Raw genomic sequence first — 17,460 nt, forward strand, 5'->3', positions numbered from 1 at the left:
CGTCCCGGCGGTGGCCCGGCGCACGCCGGGCAGGTGTCGCGGTACCGGGGCGTTCAGCGCCCTCCTCCGGTACGCCCGGGGTGACGTCACCCGGGTGTAGCCCGCCGGAAACATCGGCCCCCGACGATGGACCTGCCTGAGGGGGTGGACGACGTGACGTTGTGGCGCGTGCACGTGGAGTTGGAGGACCGGCCGGGACGGCTCGGCGAGCTGGCGACGGTCGTGGGCGGCGCAGGCTGCGACATCGTTGCGCTGCACGTCGTCGGGGAGCCGTCCGACGACGGCGCGATCACCGACGAGCTGCTCGTGAAGGTCCCCGACGACGTCGAGGCGGGCGAACTGGTCGAGGCCGTCGGATCGGCGGGGATCCCGTGCACCCTGCTGGTGCGCGCCGACGCCGCCGAGCTGTCCGACCCGGCGACCACGGCGCTCGCCCTGGCCCGCATGGTCGCCGCCGACCCCGGCAGCGCACCGCGGGCCGTCGCGACCATGCTGCGGGCCCGGCTCGTCGCCCCCGACGCCCCCGGGCACCCGCACACCCACACGCTGCGCGTCGGCACCCAGCAGGTGCGGCTGGGGCGGGCGTGGCCGTTCACCGCGACCGAGCTGTCGCGGGCGGCGGCGCTGCTGGAGCTGGCGTCGCAGCTCGGTCTCGCCACGACCGCCCGCACCCCCACCGACGACCGCGTCCTGCTGCTGCGCGACGGCACCGAGGCGCTGCTGCGCGCCGCATCGCCCGACGACGCGCTGCTGGTCGCCGCCCTGCACGCGCGCTGCTCACCGGAGACACGGCTCGCCCGGTTCGGTCACCCGTCGCCGCAGCTCGCCCCCGGCCTGCTGCAGGCCGTGCTGGCCGGGGAGAACGGCAGCCGCTCGGCGGTCGCGACCACGATCGACGGCGGCAGCGTCGTCGGGCTCGTCACACTCGACGACCACGGCGGCGAGGCGATGGTCACCGTCGTCGTCGAGGACGGCTGGCAGGGCCGCGGCCTCGGCACGTCACTGGTGCGCCGCGCCATCGAGCTCGCCCTGGCCGCCGGGGCCGACACGCTCGCCGCGTCGGCCCCGGGCGGCGACATGCGGCTGACCCGGCTGCTGCGCCGGGCCGGACTGCGGCCGACGGCACGGTTCGTCGGCGACGCGCTCGTCGTGTCGGCGCCGCTGGTGACGGCGGCCGTGGCGGGCTGAACGCCGCGGCCCCTCCCCGTCAGCCGAGGAGGTCGAGGACCTTCTCCGGCGGCCTGCCGACGACGGCCCGGTCGCCCAGGACGACGATCGGCCGCTCGACGAGGATCGGGTGGGCGGCCATGGCGTCGAGCAGCGCGTCGCGATCGGCACCGGCCAGGCCGAGCTCGCGGTACACGGACTCGCCGGTACGGACGATCGCGCGCGGGTCGTCGGTACCGAGCTTGCGCAGGACGTCCTCCAGGTCGGCGCGGGTGGGCGCCTCGTCGAGATACCGCACCACATCGGCCTCGACGCCGTGCTCGGCGAGCAGGGCGAGCGCGCCCCGGCTCTTCGAGCATCGCGGGTTGTGCCAGACGACGGGCCGGTCCTCGGAGGTCACGAACCGAATCGTAGGCGCCCGGTCAGCGCCGGACACGACCACCGGCCCCGACCCCGACCCCGCGGTCCGCGCCCCGGCACGACGCGCACAGCCCGCGGAAGACCACGACCGCCGCCTCGACCCGGTAACCGGCGGCGTGGGCCGGGTCGAGGTGGGCGGCGATGCCCGGGACCTGATCGACATGCGCGGTCTCGCCGCATGCCCGACACACCAACCGGTGACGCTCCATGCGCACGGCTTACCAGGGCCCACCCCCGCACGTGGTGTCCGTCTCAGATAGAGACCGGTACCCCGGCGGCCGACGCGTCAGGCGTCGGGGAGGAAGACCTCCTCCAGCACGAACGTCTCGATGTCGAGGACGAACCCGCGGACCGTCGTGTCCGGGTGCAGGAACGGGTCGTGGCGCAGCTGGGCCATGTCCCGGCGCACACTCGTCATGGGGTCGTTGAACGCGTGGGTCCGCCACGCGGGCCGCATCCCGGTCTCCGCCGCCAGCGCCTCCGAGAAGTCCTCGTCGGTGAACGTCGACAGGCCGCAGCCGCCGTGCTGGACGAGCAGGACATCGCGCGTGCCGAGCTGCCGCTGACTGATCGTCAACGACCGGATCGTGTCGTCGGTGACGACACCGCCGGCGTTCCGGAGCACGTGCACCTCGCCCAGCCGGAGACCGAACAGGGTGAACGTGTTGATGCGCGAGTCCATGCACGTCACGAGCGCCGTCTTGAGGGCGGGCGGGACCGCCACACCCTCCGCCGCCGCCGCGGCGAGCCTGCCGCCACCCGCCTGGTACCTCTTGATCAGTTCGTCGCTGCTCACGGACCGGAACGTTATCGGCGACGCGGTGATCGCGCGTTAGCGTGGGGGGTGCACGGCACCGGCCCCGCTCGTCCGAGCGCCCGCGAGGAGGTTGCGTGAGCGCGACCGACGCACCGGTGGTGGCCCCCGCGCCCACCCGCGTCGCCACGCGGCTCGCGCCGGCCGCGGTCTACCTCGTCGTGCGCCTCGTCGGCGTCCTGGCCCTGGTGTGGCTGTCGCGCACCCACGGAGTCTCACCGATCGACCGGCTCCGGGCCTGGGACGGCGACTGGATGCTCGCCATCGCGCAGTACGGCTACAGCGGCGTCCCCGCGACGATGCTCGACGGGTACGGCCATCACACGCCGTTCACCGCGCTCGCGTTCTTCCCCGGCTACCCGATGACGATCACGGTCGTCGCACCGCTGCTCGGCGGCAACACCGTGGCCGCCGCGCTGCTCGTGTCGCTGCTGGCCGGGATCGCCGCCGCGTACGGGACGACCCGGATCGGCGAGCTCGTCCCCGGCGGGTCACGCCGCGTCGGCCTGCTCCTGACCGCGCTGTTCGCGGCCGCCCCCATGGCCGTCACCCTCAACATGGCCTACACCGAGGCGCTGTTCTGCGCCCTGGCCGCGTGGTCGCTGGTGGGGCTGCTGCAGCGGCGCTGGCTGCTCGCGGGGGTGATGTGCGGGCTCGCCGGGCTGGTCCGGCCGACGTCGGAGGCGCTCGTGCTCACCGTCGTCGTGGCGGCGATCGTGGCGGTCGCGACGCGGCGCGACGGCTGGCGTCCGCTCGTCGGCGCCCTGCTGTCGGTGACCGGCATCGCCGGGTACCTGATCTTCGTCGCCGTCCGCACCGGCGACCCGGCCGGCTGGCTCACCGTGCAGAGCAGCGGCTGGAACGGCGGGGTCGACGGTGGAGCCGCCGGCGTGCGGTTCATCGTCGCCACCCTGACCACCCGCGACGCCGCGCTCATGTACTACGTCTCGGCGATCGTGCTCATCGGCGTGCTCGTGCTGCTCGGGCTGTCGTTCGCCGCGCGGCTGCCGTTGCCGCTGCTCGTCTACGGGTCGGCCGTCGTCGCCACGGTGTGGCTCTCGTCGGGGGTCATGGCGTCGCGGCCACGGCTGCTGCTGCCCGCGTTCGTGCTGCTCCTGCCGATCGCCCTCGGCCTCGCCAAACGCCGCCCCGCGACGGCGGTGTCCGTCGTCGTGGTGGCGGCGCTGGCGTCGGCCTGGTTCGGCGCGTACTCCCTCACCATCTGGAGGTACGCGATCTGAGCGTGCGTCAGAGGGACGCCGCGACCGTCTCGGCGATCTCGTAGGTGTTGAGCGCGGCACCCTTGCGCAGGTTGTCGCCGCACACGAACAGCTCGAGCGTGTTCGGGAAGTCCAGCGCCTGCCGGATCCGGCCCACCCAGGTGGGGTCGTCGCCGACGACGTCGGCCGGCGTCGGCCACTCGCCCGCGGCCGGGTCGTCGCGCAGCACGATCGTCGGCTGCTCCGCGAGCACCTTGCGGGCCGCGTCGACCGTGACCTCACGCCCGAACGTCGCATGCACCGCGAGCGCGTGGGTGGTGACGACGGGGACGCGCACGCACGTCGCCGACACCTTCAGGTCGGGGATGCCGAGGATCTTGCGCGACTCGTTGCGGACCTTCAGCTCCTCCGACGACCAGCCGTCGTCCTTCACCGACCCGGCCCACGGCACGACGTTGAGCGCCAGCGGTGCCGGGAACGGCGAGTCGTCGGGCAGCCCGGCCTCGGCCAGCGCGGCCGCGACGTCGCCGGCCTTCTGACCGAGATCCTTGCCCGCGACGGCCGACAGCTCCGCCTGGAGCCGGTCGATGCCGGGCTGACCCGCGCCCGACGCCGCCTGGTAGGAGGCCACGACCAGCGCCTCCAGCCCGAACTCCCGGTGCAACGCACCCATCGCGGCCATCATCGACAGCGTCGTGCAGTTGGGGTTGGCGATGATGCCCTTGGGCCGGTCAGCCGCCTTGTCCGCGTTGACCTCCGGCACCACGAGCGGCACGTCGGGGTCCATCCGGAACGCGCCGGAGTTGTCGACGGCCACCGCACCCCGCGCCGCCGCGATCGGCGCCCACTCGGCGCTGACCTCGTCGGGCACGTCGAACAGGGCGATGTCGACGCCGTCGAACACCTCGGCCTCGAGCAGCCGCACGGTGACGTCCTCGCCGCGCACCTTCAGCACCTTGCCCGCGGAGCGGGCCGACGCGACGAGCCGGATCTCGCTCCACGGCACGGTCTCGCGGGCGTCGATGATGTCGATCATCGTGGTGCCGACGGCCCCGGTGGCGCCGACGATCGCGACGACCGGGCCCCTCCCCGCGGCGGTCATCGCCCGGTCCCCGCGTACACCACGGCCTCCTCGGCCCCACCGAGCTCGAACGCCTCGTGCAGGGCACGGACGGCGCCGTCGAGCTGGTCGGCCCGGCAGATGACCGAGATGCGGATCTCGGAGGTGTTCATGGTCTCGATGTTCACGCCCGCGTTGGAGAGCGCCTCGCAGAACGTGGCGGTGACGCCGGGGTGGTTGCGCATGCCCGCGCCCACCAGCGACACCTTGCCGACCTCCGGGTCGTACACGATCTCGTCGAAGCCGACGTCGGTCTTGCCCGCCTCCAGCGCGGCGACGGCACGCGGGCCGTCGCTGCGCGGCAACGTGAACGTGATGTCGGTGGTGCCGACGGACTCGTGGGAGATGTTCTGCAGCACCATGTCGATGTTGATCTCGGCATCGGCGACCGTGCGGAAGATCCGGGCCGCCATGCCGGGCGTGTCGGGCACGCCCATGACGGTGATCTTCGCCTCGGAACGGTCGTGCGCGACCCCGGTCAGGATCGGGTTCTCCAACGGAATCTCCTCGATCGAACCGGCGACCAGCGTCCCCGGCTTGTCGTTGTACGAGCTGCGCACCCGCAGCGGCACGTTGTAGCGGCGGGCGTACTCCACAGCACGCAGGTGCAGCACCTTCGCGCCGGACGCCGCCATCTCCAGCATCTCCTCGTACGTCACCGTGTCGAGGTGCGCGGCGTCCGGGACGATCCGCGGATCGGCGGAGAAGATTCCGTCGACATCCGTGTAGATCTCGCAGACGTCGGCCTGCAGCGCCGCCGCCAGCGCGACCGCGGTCGTGTCCGACCCGCCGCGACCCAGCGTCGTGATGTCCTTGGAGTCCTCGCTCATCCCCTGGAAACCGGCGACGAGGACGATCGAGCCCTCGTCGAGCGCGCTGCGCAGCCGGCCGGGGTTGACCTGGACGATGCGCGCGTCCCCGTGCTTCGAGGTGGTGAGCATCCCGGCCTGCGAACCGGTGAACGAGCGGGCCTCGGCCCCCAGCGAGTGGATCGCCATCGCGACGAGCGCATTGGAGATGCGCTCCCCCGCGGTGAGCAGCATGTCCATCTCACGGGCCGGCGGCGCGGGCGAGACCTGCTCGGCGAGGTCCGTCAGCTCGTCGGTCGTGTCCCCCATGGCGGAGACGACGACCACGACGTCGTGGCCCTCTTTGCGCGTCCGGACGATCCGCTCGGCGACCTTCTTGATCCGGTCCGCGTCCTGAACCGACGAGCCGCCGTACTTCTGCACGACGAGGGCCACGCCGTCCTCCTGTCCTGGCGCCGCTCTCACGACGACGTTGCGCTGGGCTGGGCACCCGGACCGGTCGGCACGCTCTCCCGACCGCCCGCAGGCCTGGTCGGGAGCCCAGCCTACCGGCGCCGAGCTGCGCCGTTAACCTCGATGACCGATGCCACAGACACCGGCGGTGCCCCGCCGCCGCTCGCGGGGCGTGCCAGGGCCCGCCGTGAGTCCGGACACGTCCGCATCCCGGGGGCGTCGAGGGGTCACGACGATCGCCCTCCCCGTGCTCCCCCAGGCCGCCGTGCTGCGCGCCGCGCTGGCCCCGGCCGTGGTCTACCTCGCCGTCCGCGCCTTCTCCAGCGCGGTCCTCGTGCTCCTCGTCGGCGCCAACGGAGACCGCCTCGACGACCGGCTCGACGCCTGGGACGGCCACTGGTTCCTCGGCATCGCCCAGGGCTGGTACGGCGACGTCCCCCTCGGCCTCGTCGACGCCAGCGGCGGCCGCACCGCCGCGACCCCCCTCGCGTTCTTCCCCGGCTATCCCGCGGTCGTGGCCACGGTCCGGTTCGTGACGGGCATGCCGATGCTGGCCGCCGCGATCGTCGTGACGGTCGGCGCGGGCGTCGTCGCCGCCTACGGCATCGCCCGGCTCGGTCGCGCCGTGCCCGGCGGCTCCGCCCGCGCCGGGCTGATCCTGGTGGCGCTGTTCGCCTCGGCCCCCATGGCCGTCGTGCTCTCGATGGCCTACTCCGAAGCCCTGTTCTGCGCCGGCGCCGCCTGGTGCCTCGTCTTCCTGCTCGAACGGCGCTGGACCGCCGCCGGCGCCTGCTGCCTCGCCGCCGGGCTCGTCCGGCCGACGGCATGGGCGCTGCTGATCGTCGTCGTCGCGGCCGCCGCCGTCGCCGTGTACCGGCGTGAGGACGGCGCCCGGCCCTGGGCCGCGATCGCCCTCGCCCCCGTCGGACTGCTCGGCTACCTGGCCTGGGTCGGCGCCCGCACCGGCTCCCCCACCGGGTGGTTCACACTGCAGGCCGTCGGCTGGGGCTCCCGCGTCGACGGCGGCCAGGCCACCCTGCGCTGGGCCGGGTCGGTCCTCGCGTCCGGGCCCTCGATCTTCGAGGTGGGCACGATCGTCGCCCTCGCCGGCGCGGCCGTCCTCCTCGTCGTCGGGCTGCGCGAAGCCGCCGCGGCCGCCCTGCCGTGGACCCTCTACTGCTACGGCGCGATCGTCGTCGCGATGGACGTCGGCAGCGCCGGGGTGATGGCGTCGAAGGCGCGGCTGCTGCTGCCCGCGTTCACGCTGCTGATCCCCGTGGCCGTCGCGCTGGCGACGTTCACCGAGCGGCACCGCGTCGCCGCCGTCGGCACCCTCGTCGGGGTGGTGCTGGCGTCGGCGTGGTTCGGCGGGTACGCCGTCGCCATCTGGCCGGCCGCGATCTGACCCCGCCGCTCAGGCGATGCGCCGGACCAGCCTGACGGCGACCGCCGTGATCAGCCACCAGACCGCCGCCGCCACGCCGTAGTTCAGCGTGACCCGCAGCTTCGGCTCGTCGGGCAGGAACAGGTCGTCCAGGCCCAGGGTGAGCCGGCCCGCGACGTCCGAGACGAACTCCGTCAGGCCGTTCGCCGGGTTCGCGTCCAGCAACGTCAGCACGATGTGCAGCACGAGGACCGCGACGATTACCATGCCCACGATCCGCAGTGCCGTGGCCAACATGGCCGCGCCGCGGCGCGCCGAGGTGCCAACCGCCATCGTCCCCTCCGCCCGCTCGGTGACCGCCCGGCCATCCTGACACGACCGCGCCCCGCGGACCGGGCGGCGCGGCCGACCGATCAGGTACCGGGCGACCCGCCACCCCCGCTCACCCCCGTGACCCGGATCCCGCGATGCGGGAGGCGCTTGCCGTCGGGGCCGCACGAGGGACTACAGTCGCACGCATGGCGCGCCTGCTCCTTCGCCGCCGCGGCGGGGTCTGACCGACCGGCCCCTCGTCGCGGGGTGTCTGCGTGCCTGCCGGTCACCACGCCCGGCACCGAGGAGCACCCCGCACCATGAGCATGTCCCCCGACGCGTACACCTCGTCCACGACGAGCCGCGTCCGCACCCCGTCCAGACCCGCGCCGGCCGACCAGGCCCCCTGGAACCCGCAGCGCGGCTCCCACCTGCCGTTCCACCGCTACCGGCCCTTCCACGAGATGGTCGAGCCGGTCTCGCTGAGCGACCGCACCTGGCCCGACACCCGCATCACCAAGGCCCCCCTGTGGTGCGCGGTCGACCTGCGCGACGGCAACCAGGCCCTCATCGACCCCATGAGCCCCGCGCGCAAGCGCCGCATGTTCGAGCTGCTCGTACGCATGGGCTACAAGGAGATCGAGGTCGGCTTCCCCGCCGCCAGCCAGACCGACTTCGACTTCGTCCGCGAGATCATCGAGACCGGCGCCATCCCCGACGACGTCACCATCCAGGTCCTGACGCAGGCCCGGCCCGAGCTCATCGAACGCACCTACGAGGCCTGCGAGGGCGCGCCCCGCGCGATCATCCACCTCTACAACTCGACGTCCATCCTGCAGCGCCGCGTCGTCTTCCGCGCCGACCGCGCCGGCATCTCCAAGATCGCCACCGACGGCGCCGAGGACGTCCTGCGCTTCTCCGAGAAGTACCCGAACACCGACTGGCGCTTCGAGTACTCCCCCGAGTCCTACACCGGCACCGAGCTGCAGTACGCCGTCGACGTCTGCAACGCCGTCAGCGAGATCTGGCAGCCCACCCCCGAGTCGCCGATGATCGTCAACCTCCCGGCGACCGTCGAGATGGCCACCCCCAACGTCTACGCCGACTCGATCGAGTGGATGCACCGCAACCTCGCCCGCCGTGACGGGATCGTGCTGTCGCTGCACCCCCACAACGACCGCGGCACCGGCGTCGCCGCCGCCGAGCTCGGCTACCAAGCCGGCGCCGACCGCATCGAGGGCTGCCTGTTCGGCAACGGCGAGCGCACCGGCAACGTCGACCTGGTCACCCTGGGCATGAACCTCTTCACCCAGGGGATCGACCCCCAGATCGACTTCTCCGACATCGACGAGATCCGCCGCACCGTCGAGTACTGCAACCAGCTGCCCGTCGCCGAGCGCCACCCCTGGGGCGGCGACCTCGTCTACACCGCCTTCTCCGGCAGCCACCAGGACGCCATCAACAAGGGCTTCCAGGCCATGGAAGCCGACGCGAGCGAGGCCGGCGTCCCGGTCGACGAGTACCGGTGGGAGGTCCCCTACCTGCCCGTCGACCCCAAGGACATCGGCCGCACCTACGAGGCCGTCATCCGGGTCAACTCGCAGTCCGGCAAGGGCGGCGTCGCCTACATCATGAAGGCCGAGCACCAGCTCGACCTGCCGCGGCGGCTGCAGATGGAGTTCTCCAAGGTCATCCAGAACTACACCGACACAGAGGGCGGCGAGGTCTCCCCGAAGGAGATGCGCGACGCCTTCGACGTCGAGTACCTCGACCGCGCCACCCCGCTGAAGCTGCTGCGCCACAAGCTGACCAGCGACGGCGAGGGCCGCGACGAGATCGTCGCCACCGTGCGCGTCGAGTCCGACGTCCACGAGATCACCGGCAGCGGCAACGGCCCCATCGCGGCCTTCGTCGACGCGCTCGCCGGCATCGGGTTCGACGTCCGCGTCCTCGACTACCACGAGCACGCGCTCTCCTCCGGCGACGACGCCCGCGCCGCCGCCTACGTCGAGTGCACCATCGAGAACAAGGTCCTCTGGGGCGTCGGGATCGACAGCTCCATCGTCAGCGCCTCGCTCAAGGCCGTCGTCTCGGCCGTGAACCGAGCCATGCGCTGACCCCCTGAACGTGGCCACCGGCCCCGCGCGATCCGCGGGGCGGGTGGTCCTCCACGGCCGCGCGCCGGGTGACGACCTCGCCCGGAACGGCCGACGGCCCGGGAGAGGCGGACGATCGGTCCGCCCTCCCGGGCCGCTGTATGTCTGTGGTTACTCCGCGTGACGGTCGGGGTTCCGTCAGGCGGGGTCGAACTCCCCGGCCTTCACGCCCTTCACGAAGGCGTCCCACTCCTCGCGGGTGAACTCCAGGATCCCGTGGTCACGGTTCTTGGTGTCCCGCACGAACATCGCGCCGTCGGGGCCGCGCCCGATCTCGACACAGTCGCCGTAGTTGCAGAAAGAACTCGTGACGAACTCGATCACAGTCCACCCTCCCCGGATTCGTAGCGCACAAGATACTCACGGATCAGCGCAGCCGACGCAGGGGGTGATAACGCTTTGGACACCACGTCGGCGTAGACCTCTTTGTACAGTTTGACGTCGTCGGCGGAGTCCAGATAGGAGTCCCCGCCGTGTCCTTCGATGAACACGAGGTCCTCGAGGGGCTCACGCAGTTCCAGCAGCGTGAACTGGCCGAGGTGCCCCCGGTGGAACCCCGCGTCGAACGGCAGGACACGCACTTCCACAGTGGGCAGATCGGACTTGTCGAGCACCGCGCGCAACTGGTCGCGCATCAGTTCCGAGCCACCCACGACACGCCGGAGCAGTGCCTCGTCGAGCACCGCTGACAACTGCAGCGGCGACTCCTGACGGGTCAATGCCTTCTGCCGCTCCATGCGGAGCCGCACCAGGCTCTCGATGTCGCCGCGCGGCCTGTGCGGGAGCAGGGCGCGGAGCATCTCGCGCGCATAGTCGGCCGTCTGCAGCAGGCCGGGCATGATCATCCCGGTGAACAGGCGGACAGCTATCGCCTCGGTCTCCAGCGCGGGATAGCGGCCCGGATCGTCGAGCACGAAGCGCTCCGCTTGAACACCCTCCGTGTACGGCTCCCACCAACCCTGCTGGCGACCGTCACGGACCAGGCGCAGCAGCATGTCGCGCTCGGTGTCCGAGGTGACGCCGTAGATCCGCATCAGCTCGCGGACGTCGGGAAGCTTGGGTATCCCCTTGCCGTTCTCGAGCCTCGAAATCTTGGACGTCGAGCACGACATCTCGCGGGCGACGTCGTCCAGGTGCAGCCCCGACTTGTTCCGCAGTCGCCTCAGCTCGGCACCGAGGCGGCGCCTCGGACCGGCGGGACCATGCGCTTCGGCCATCACAGGCTTCCTGGGAGTGCGGAGCCGGCTCGGTGGGGACGGGCCGCGACCGAGGAAGACTACGACATGGGAATACCTCGTGCAATCTCATCAGATTGCAATTGCATGAGGGGCTGTCATGCGGCATTCTCATGCTTGCCCGCACGATCCGGTTCCGCCCTCGCGGAACCCGTGCCGGAGAGCGGAGGCGACATGACGAACTGCCGGAGCGCCTCCCGCGTCGCGCCCCACCAGCCTGACGGAACCGCACCCGCAACCCGGGCGACCCGGCTTCCGCACCCGTCCCGGCACCTGCCGGGAGCACCGACCTCCCGGCGACCGGCCGGGTCAGGAGATCACGGGAAAGGGCGTCACCATGAAGAACAAGGCACGCACGGCTGACCGCACGGTCCGCGCCGCCCGCCGCGGCAGGTGGTCGCCATGATCACCCTGCTGTTCGCCGGCTTCGGCGCACTCGTCGTCATCGCAGTGATCGTCGGGGTCGTCGACGCCGCCCGCGCCGCGGACCGGCGCTTCATCGCCTCCGAACGCCGCCTCGCCTGGGAACGCCGCCAGCAGCGCCGCCGCACCACCCCGACGGCGACCGCCTGGGGCGACGAGGACGACTGAACGGTCCGGTACCGACGGGGGGTCGGCACCGGACGGGCCGCCGCGCAGCGCGCGGCGGCCCACCCTCCCCGCAGCACACCACGCGGAACTCCCCCGATCGGGATCGTCGTCGGCGGACCACCAGGTCCGCTCCCGAGAGGAGGTCATGATGAACGTGTTCGTCGCACTGGGCATCACCGCACTGACCGTCGCGTCGGTGATCGTCGGACGGCTGTCGGCCGCCGACACCGTCGAAGCCCGCCATGCGCAGCAGATGCGCAAACACTGGGGCCTCTACCTGTGGGAACAGGAACTCATCAACGCCGCCGAGGTCCGCGGCTGCCCGAGCTGCCGGCTCCTGCGCCGCCGCGCCGAGCTGCACGCCAACCCGCCCGAGGAGTGAGCCCTACAGGGCCCGGCGGCCCGACAGCGCCCGGCCGAGGGTGAGCTCGTCGGCGAACTCGAGGTCGCCGCCCATCGGCAGCCCCGACGCCAACCGCGTCACCGTCAGGCCCGGGAAGTCACGCAGCAGCCGCACCAGATACGTCGCCGTCGCCTCCCCCTCCGTGTTGGGGTCGGTCGCGATGATGACCTCGGCGATGTCGGTCTCGTCCGGCGCCGGACCCGTCCCACCGAGGCGGGCCAGCAGCTCCCGGATCGTCAACGAGTCGGGGCCGATGCCCCCCAACGGATCCAAGGCACCACCAAGCACGTGGTATCGGCCCTTGAACTCCCGCGTCCGCTCCACCGCCAGGACGTCCTTGGGCTCCTCCACGACACACACCATCGTCGGGTCGCGACGCGCGTCCGCGCAGTACCGGCAGCGCACGTTCTCCGACACGTTGTTGCAGACGTCGCAGAACCGCACACCCTGCTTCACCCGCTGCAGGACCTCCTGCAGCCGCGTCACGTCGGCCGGATCGGCCGCGAGCAGGTGGAACGCGATCCGTTGGGCGCTCTTCGGCCCGACGCCCGGCAACCGGCCCAGCTCGTCGATCAGGTCCTGGACCGGCCCCTCGAACATGTGTCCCGCTCGTCAGAAGCCGGGCAGGCCCAGGCCGCCGCCCGCACCACCGAGACCACCCGCGAGCGGGCCCATCTTCTCGGCCTGCGCCTGCGACGCCGCCGCGCTCGCGTCCTGGAACGCACCCACGACCAGGTCCTGCAGAGTCTCGACGTCGTCCGCATCGACGATCTTCGGGTCGATCTTGACGCCGCGCACCTCGCCGGCCGCGGTCATCCGCACCTCGACGAGGCCGTTGCCCGCCTGGCCGGTCACCTCGAGCACCTGCAGCTCCTGCTGCGCGGCGACGAGCTGCTCCTGCATCTTCTGCGCCTGCTGCAGAATCATCGACATGTCGGGCTGACCCGGTTGCACAGCGCTCTCCCGTCGCTTCGCCGCGTGTCCGCTGCGGACCGCGCCCGAACGCCAGGGTAGCCGTGCGAAGCTGTCGGCCGTGTCCGCCCCGAGCCGTAGTGCACTCCTGGTGCTGGCAGCGGCCGTGCTCGCCGCGTGCAGCACCGCCGCGCCGGTGAGCGGCAGCCCCACCCCCGTGTCCTCGCCCGCGGCGTTGGCCTCGCCCTCGCCCGCCACCCACGACACCCCGCCGCCGCCCGTCCCGGTCCCGCCGCGCGTCGTCGTCCTCGACCCCGGACACAACGGTGGCAACTCCCGCGACCGCGCCACCGTCACCGCGCCGGTGCCCGACGGGCGTGGCGGCACCAAACCCTGCAACACCACCGGCACCCAGACCGACTCCGGCTACACCGAGCACGCCTTCACCTGGGACCTCGCCCAGCGGGTACGCGACAAGCTCACCGCGAAGGGCATCACCGTCGTCATGACGCGCGACAGCGACACCGGCGTCGGGCCCTGTGTCGACGCCCGCGGCGCCGCCGGGGAGAAGGCCGACGCCGACGCCGTCGTCTCCCTGCACGCCGACGGCTCCGCGCCCGCGAACACCGGCTTCCACGTCGCCTACGCGGACCCGCCGCTCAACCCCGCGCAGGCCGGCCCCGCCCACGTCCTCTCCGCCGACCTGCGCGACGCGCTGCGCACCGGCGGATTCCCCGTCTCCGACTACATCGGCCGTGACGGCCTGTCCCCGCGCCGTGACCTCGCAGGCCTCAATCTCTCGACCCGGCCCACCGCCCTCGTCGAGTGCGCGAACATGCGCAACGCGGGCGAGGCGGCGCTGCTGAGCTCGGCCGACGGCCGCGAGCGCTACGCCACCGCCATCGCCGCGGGCATCCAGACGTACCTGGCCCGCTGAGCTGGTGTCACGCGCCGGCCGCGCCCGGCCCGGCGCGGCCCGGCGCGGCGCGGTCGTCCGACCCCGGCGGCACGGTCGGTGAGCGTGGCCGCGCCCGCACGGCCCGGCGCAGAACCCCGGCGTGTCATCCGTGCTGCTCGTGCGCTCTGGTGACACGGCGGGCGACGTCTCAACCGTCCACCGTGTCCTCAGCGCGCGCGACCAGCTCTGGTCACACGTTCGACGGCCCGGCCCGGCCCGCCCGGCCTGCCGGGGCTTGCCTCGCCGTTCCCGCGCCGCCCCCGCTTCACCGAACGTGTGATCAGCGTCGTCCATGCGCTCCGAGGACACGTCGAGCGGGGTCAGACGCCCGATCTGAGGGTCGCCGCCGAGTCGAGGATCGACCGCGCCATCGCGTCGGCGGCCGGCGATGCCGACCGGCGTGAGGTCTGCAGGGTGAACTCGAAGGCGTCGAGATCGGGAAGACCGGAGATCCGGACGAGCCCGTCCGGCACGAGCGTCTCGGCGTGCACCACCACCCCCAGCCCGGCCAGCGCCGCCGCCCGCAGCCCCGACAGCGACGAGCTGGTGCACGCCATCCGCCACTGCGTCCCCGCCGCCTCCAGCGCGGCGATCGCCGCCGCCCGCGACAGGCTCGGCCGCGGGTAGGCGACGAGCGGGACCGGGCCGTCGTCGAGCCGGAACCCCGGCGCCGAGACCCACACGAAGCGGTCGCGCCACACGGTCGTTCCGCCCGTGCGGCCGGGCGAGCGTTTGGCGAAGATCAGGTCGAGGTCGCCTGCGTCGAGGGCCGGCTCGAGGGACTCGCTCAGGCCGACCGTCAGCACCAGGTCGACGCCGGGGTGGCGCCGGCGGAACCCGGCGAGGATCGCCGGCAACCGGGTCACGACGAGATCCTCCGACAGCCCCAGCCGCAGCCGGCCCCGCACCTGCACGCTGCGGAAGTGGGCCAACGCTCGTTCGCCGGTGTCGAGGATCGTCGTCGCGAACTCGACCATGGCCTCGCCGTCGGCGGTCAGGGCGACGGTGTGGGTGTCACGGGCGAACAGCGTCCTGTCGACGGACTGTTCCAGTTTGCGGACGTGCTGGCTCACGGTGCCCTGCCGGATCCCGAGGCGTTCGGCGGCGCGGGTGAAGCTCAGTGTCTCCGCGACGGCGACGAACGAGCGCAGCAACACGGGGTCCAGCACACCGATCATCGTAGTCTGCAATGACAGAGAGCACGGTGGGCATGTTTCCGAATGACCAGGAGTCGCCGACCATGGACACGTGCTCGAGCGAGTCCGCCGGATCCGGCCCGACCTCTTCATCGTCACGTTGCTCGTGGTCGTCGGGATCGCCGCGCTGCTGCCCGCGCGTGGTGTCGTCGCGACCGGGTTCGGCCAGGCCACGACCGTCGCGATCGGGCTGCTGTTCTTCCTCTACGGGGCGCGCCTGTCCACCCGCGAGGCGGTCGACGGGCTGCGACACTGGCGTCTGCACGGCACCGTCCTCGCCGCGACCTACGTGCTGTTCCCTGTGCTCGGCCTCGCGGTCCTGCTGCTGCCGACGTCGGTGCTGCCTCGTGACCTCGCGATCGGCGTCGTCTTCCTGTGCTGCCTGCCGTCGACGGTCCAGTCGTCGATCGCGTTCACCTCCCTGGCTCGCGGCAACGTGCCTGCCGCGATCTGCGCGGCGTCGCTGTCCAACCTGCTGGGGATCGTCGTCACCCCGCTGCTCGCGACCCTGCTGCTGTCCTCGCACGGCGGGATCTCGGGCGGCGCGGTGCTCGATGTCGCGCTGCAGCTCCTCGTCCCGTTCGTCCTGGGCCAGCTCGCGCGCCGCTGGATCGGCGGCTGGGTGGCCCGGCACAAGAAGCAGCTGGTGGTCGTCGACCGGGGCGCGATCCTGATGGTCGTGTACTCCGCCTTCAGCGAGGGCGTGGCCGAGGGCATCTGGGGCAGGCTGTCCGTCGGCTCCCTGCTGGCCCTGGCCGGCGTCTGCATCGTCCTGCTCGCCGTCGTCCTGGCGATCACCTGGTTCGGGCCGCGCCGCTTCCCCTGGCCCGACCGCGTCACGATCATGTTCTGCGGGTCGAAGAAGAGCCTGGCCACCGGCCTGCCGATGGCCGGGGTGCTGTTCGCGGGCGACCAGGTCGGCCTGCTCGTCCTCCCGATCATGCTGTTCCACATGATCCAGTTGATGACCTGCGCCTGGATCGCGGCCCGCATGTCCCGCCGCTCCGAGGCGACCGAGCCTGCACTCACGCACTGACCGACCACCGGCGTGTCACGAGCGCGTCGGCCCGACGCTCGCGACACGTTCGACGTCGGCGCCGCACCGGCCCCGATCCGAGCACCCGGCGAGCGGGTCGTGGGAGCAATCGGATCGCTCACACGACACGCCCGCTGCCCGGTGGCCCACCGAACGTGTCAGGAGAGCGCGGCGATCGACTCCGGTGACACGTTCGGTGCCGGTACGCCGCGCGCGGCGAGAGCACGACCGACCAGGATCGCCATCTCCCCCATCGAGTTGTCACCGCCGAGGTGCACCAGCTCCCACCCCGCACGCGCCAGCTCGGCTTCACGCATCAGGTCTCGCCTGGCCCGGCCCGCGGTGCGGTGGTCGGCGCCGTCGTACTCGATCCCCAGCCGCAGATCGGGGTAGGCGAGGTCCAGCCGGTAGCGGCCCACCCGGAACTGCGACACCGGAGCCGGGAGGCCCGCCAGGACGACCGCCAGTCGCATCCGGCTCTCGCCGGGCGACTCGGCGCGCGGATCGGACAGCGCGACGGCCCGCGGGAGCCGCCGGGTCCCGCGCACCCCCGGATGACGACGGGCGAGCGCGAGCACCGCGTCCGGCGCGAAATGCCCGACCCGGGCCAGCGCGTCGACCGCCGTCACCGCGCAGACCAGCGGCTCGCGGCGGGCCAGGTCGTAGGCGGTCCGCAGCGGGGGAGGTCAGCTCGATGCCGTCGATCCGTCGCACCTCACCGGGATGCGGCCGGAAACGATGGACCCGGAGACCTGGTCGTGGGCGGCGGTCGCTGCCGGGCAGGACGATCTCGGCGTCGGCATCCGCCGGTGCGCAGCCGGCGTTGAGCAACTCCGCAGCGGCCCAGCCCGCGACGATCCCGCGTCCATGGGCATGGAGGTACGCGGCGATCGCCCTGGCCCGAAGGTCTACCGGCACGTCGGCGCCGAGGTAGACGTCAGGGAGCAGGCGCCTGAAGCGCGACCCGCGCAACGCGCCCTTGGTCACGGCGCCCGCGGCGACCGCGACCGACCCCCGGAACGGTGTACTTCCGATCTGCATGGGCCCTTGGACGACGGCCGGCCCGGTCCGGTTCCCTCGCTCGCCCGATGTGTCGTCGGAGCATCACGACGGCGCCAGGAACACGCCCGGTCACGCGGCAGGGCCGCAACGTGTCACCAGGGCGAACCCGGCACGCTGATCACACGCTGGGGAGCGGGTGCCCCGCCGCGCAGACGGCCCGACATCGGTGGGTGTGTCGTCAGGGCGATCTCGCCGCGCTGATCACACGGTCG

The 17,460-nt window shown here is 72.6% G+C and carries 19 protein-coding genes; 8 read left to right on the forward strand and 11 right to left on the reverse strand.

The window, feature by feature from the left end:
• Nucleotides 1–126: 126 nt before the first annotated feature.
• The gene (locus AB7F12_RS07460) at nt 127–1,188 is read left to right on the forward strand and encodes a GNAT family N-acetyltransferase (protein ID WP_428501137.1); all 1,062 of its coding nucleotides are present in this window, start codon (nt 127–129) and stop codon (nt 1,186–1,188) included.
• Nucleotides 1,189–1,207: 19 nt separating this feature from the next.
• On the opposite strand, the gene arsC is transcribed toward AB7F12_RS07460, so the two are convergent.
• Nucleotides 1,208–1,567 carry an arsenate reductase (glutaredoxin) gene (gene arsC / locus AB7F12_RS07465; protein WP_428501136.1) on the reverse strand — a complete coding sequence of 120 codons (360 nt, stop codon included), beginning with the start codon at nt 1,565–1,567 and terminating at the stop codon, nt 1,208–1,210.
• A gap of 306 nt (nt 1,568–1,873) precedes the next feature.
• Complete coding sequence (locus AB7F12_RS07470; RefSeq protein WP_428501135.1) at nt 1,874–2,383, reverse strand: beta-class carbonic anhydrase; 510 nt, start codon at nt 2,381–2,383, stop codon at nt 1,874–1,876.
• A 95-nt stretch (nt 2,384–2,478) separates the two neighbouring features.
• Here AB7F12_RS07470 and AB7F12_RS07475 point away from each other — a divergent pair, with 95 nt between their 5' ends.
• On the forward strand, nt 2,479–3,642 hold the full coding sequence (locus AB7F12_RS07475) for a hypothetical protein (RefSeq protein WP_428501134.1): 1,164 nt from the start codon (nt 2,479–2,481) through the stop codon (nt 3,640–3,642).
• Nucleotides 3,643–3,649: 7 nt separating this feature from the next.
• On the opposite strand, the gene AB7F12_RS07480 is transcribed toward AB7F12_RS07475, so the two are convergent.
• Together AB7F12_RS07480 and AB7F12_RS07485 are read right to left on the reverse strand one after the other, a co-directional pair.
• Nucleotides 3,650–4,723 carry an aspartate-semialdehyde dehydrogenase gene (locus AB7F12_RS07480; protein WP_428501133.1) on the reverse strand — a complete coding sequence of 358 codons (1,074 nt, stop codon included), beginning with the start codon at nt 4,721–4,723 and terminating at the stop codon, nt 3,650–3,652.
• Nucleotides 4,720–5,985 carry an aspartate kinase gene (locus AB7F12_RS07485; RefSeq protein WP_428501132.1) on the reverse strand — a complete coding sequence of 422 codons (1,266 nt, stop codon included), beginning with the start codon at nt 5,983–5,985 and terminating at the stop codon, nt 4,720–4,722. The genes AB7F12_RS07480 and AB7F12_RS07485 overlap by 4 nt, the downstream gene beginning before the upstream one ends.
• A gap of 265 nt (nt 5,986–6,250) precedes the next feature.
• Between AB7F12_RS07485 and AB7F12_RS07490 the strand changes: the two genes are divergently transcribed.
• A complete protein-coding gene (locus tag AB7F12_RS07490; protein WP_428501131.1) occupies nt 6,251–7,408 on the forward strand; it encodes a hypothetical protein in 1,158 nt (385 codons plus the stop codon).
• Between the two features lie 9 nt (nt 7,409–7,417).
• Here the strand turns inward: AB7F12_RS07490 and AB7F12_RS07495 are convergent, their stop codons facing one another.
• Entirely contained in the window at nt 7,418–7,720 is a 303-nt protein-coding gene (locus AB7F12_RS07495) for a hypothetical protein (RefSeq protein WP_428501130.1), read from the reverse strand.
• Between the two features lie 299 nt (nt 7,721–8,019).
• Between AB7F12_RS07495 and leuA the strand changes: the two genes are divergently transcribed.
• Entirely contained in the window at nt 8,020–9,816 is a 1,797-nt protein-coding gene (leuA, locus tag AB7F12_RS07500; RefSeq protein ID WP_428501129.1) for a 2-isopropylmalate synthase, read from the forward strand.
• Between the two features lie 177 nt (nt 9,817–9,993).
• On the opposite strand, the gene AB7F12_RS07505 is transcribed toward leuA, so the two are convergent.
• On the reverse strand, nt 9,994–10,179 hold the full coding sequence (locus tag AB7F12_RS07505; RefSeq protein ID WP_428501128.1) for a DUF397 domain-containing protein: 186 nt from the start codon (nt 10,177–10,179) through the stop codon (nt 9,994–9,996).
• Nucleotides 10,176–11,072 carry a helix-turn-helix domain-containing protein gene (locus AB7F12_RS07510; RefSeq protein ID WP_428501127.1) on the reverse strand — a complete coding sequence of 299 codons (897 nt, stop codon included), beginning with the start codon at nt 11,070–11,072 and terminating at the stop codon, nt 10,176–10,178. Before AB7F12_RS07510 ends, AB7F12_RS07505 begins: the two co-directional genes overlap by 4 nt.
• Nucleotides 11,073–11,492: 420 nt before the next feature.
• Here AB7F12_RS07510 and AB7F12_RS07515 point away from each other — a divergent pair, with 420 nt between their 5' ends.
• Together AB7F12_RS07515 and AB7F12_RS07520 are read left to right on the forward strand one after the other, a co-directional pair.
• Complete coding sequence (locus AB7F12_RS07515; protein ID WP_428501126.1) at nt 11,493–11,681, forward strand: hypothetical protein; 189 nt, start codon at nt 11,493–11,495, stop codon at nt 11,679–11,681.
• A gap of 148 nt (nt 11,682–11,829) precedes the next feature.
• Complete coding sequence (locus tag AB7F12_RS07520; protein WP_428501125.1) at nt 11,830–12,063, forward strand: hypothetical protein; 234 nt, start codon at nt 11,830–11,832, stop codon at nt 12,061–12,063.
• A gap of 3 nt (nt 12,064–12,066) precedes the next feature.
• Here the strand turns inward: AB7F12_RS07520 and recR are convergent, their stop codons facing one another.
• Together recR and AB7F12_RS07530 are read right to left on the reverse strand one after the other, a co-directional pair.
• Nucleotides 12,067–12,684, reverse strand: a complete 618-nt coding sequence (gene recR, locus AB7F12_RS07525) for a recombination mediator RecR (RefSeq protein WP_428501124.1) — start codon at nt 12,682–12,684, stop codon at nt 12,067–12,069.
• A gap of 12 nt (nt 12,685–12,696) precedes the next feature.
• A complete protein-coding gene (locus AB7F12_RS07530) occupies nt 12,697–13,017 on the reverse strand; it encodes a YbaB/EbfC family nucleoid-associated protein (protein WP_428501123.1) in 321 nt (106 codons plus the stop codon).
• Nucleotides 13,018–13,117: 100 nt separating this feature from the next.
• On the opposite strand from AB7F12_RS07530, the gene AB7F12_RS07535 reads away from it, so the two are divergent.
• Nucleotides 13,118–13,933: an N-acetylmuramoyl-L-alanine amidase gene (locus tag AB7F12_RS07535; protein ID WP_428501122.1), complete on the forward strand. Its 816-nt coding sequence runs from the start codon at nt 13,118–13,120 to the stop codon at nt 13,931–13,933.
• 341 nt (nt 13,934–14,274) lie between these two features.
• Here AB7F12_RS07535 and AB7F12_RS07540 read toward each other — a convergent pair whose 3' ends face one another.
• On the reverse strand, nt 14,275–15,123 hold the full coding sequence (locus tag AB7F12_RS07540; protein ID WP_428501121.1) for a LysR family transcriptional regulator: 849 nt from the start codon (nt 15,121–15,123) through the stop codon (nt 14,275–14,277).
• Nucleotides 15,124–15,202: 79 nt separating this feature from the next.
• Between AB7F12_RS07540 and AB7F12_RS07545 the strand changes: the two genes are divergently transcribed.
• Complete coding sequence (locus tag AB7F12_RS07545; protein ID WP_428501120.1) at nt 15,203–16,186, forward strand: bile acid:sodium symporter family protein; 984 nt, start codon at nt 15,203–15,205, stop codon at nt 16,184–16,186.
• Between the two features lie 158 nt (nt 16,187–16,344).
• On the opposite strand, the gene AB7F12_RS07550 is transcribed toward AB7F12_RS07545, so the two are convergent.
• Complete coding sequence (locus AB7F12_RS07550) at nt 16,345–16,815, reverse strand: endonuclease domain-containing protein (protein WP_428501119.1); 471 nt, start codon at nt 16,813–16,815, stop codon at nt 16,345–16,347.
• Between the last annotated feature and the right edge of the window lie 645 nt (nt 16,816–17,460).

The organism is Pseudonocardia sp., assembly GCF_050250275.1.
In the GTDB taxonomy this organism is placed as follows: domain Bacteria; phylum Actinomycetota; class Actinomycetes; order Mycobacteriales; family Pseudonocardiaceae; genus Pseudonocardia.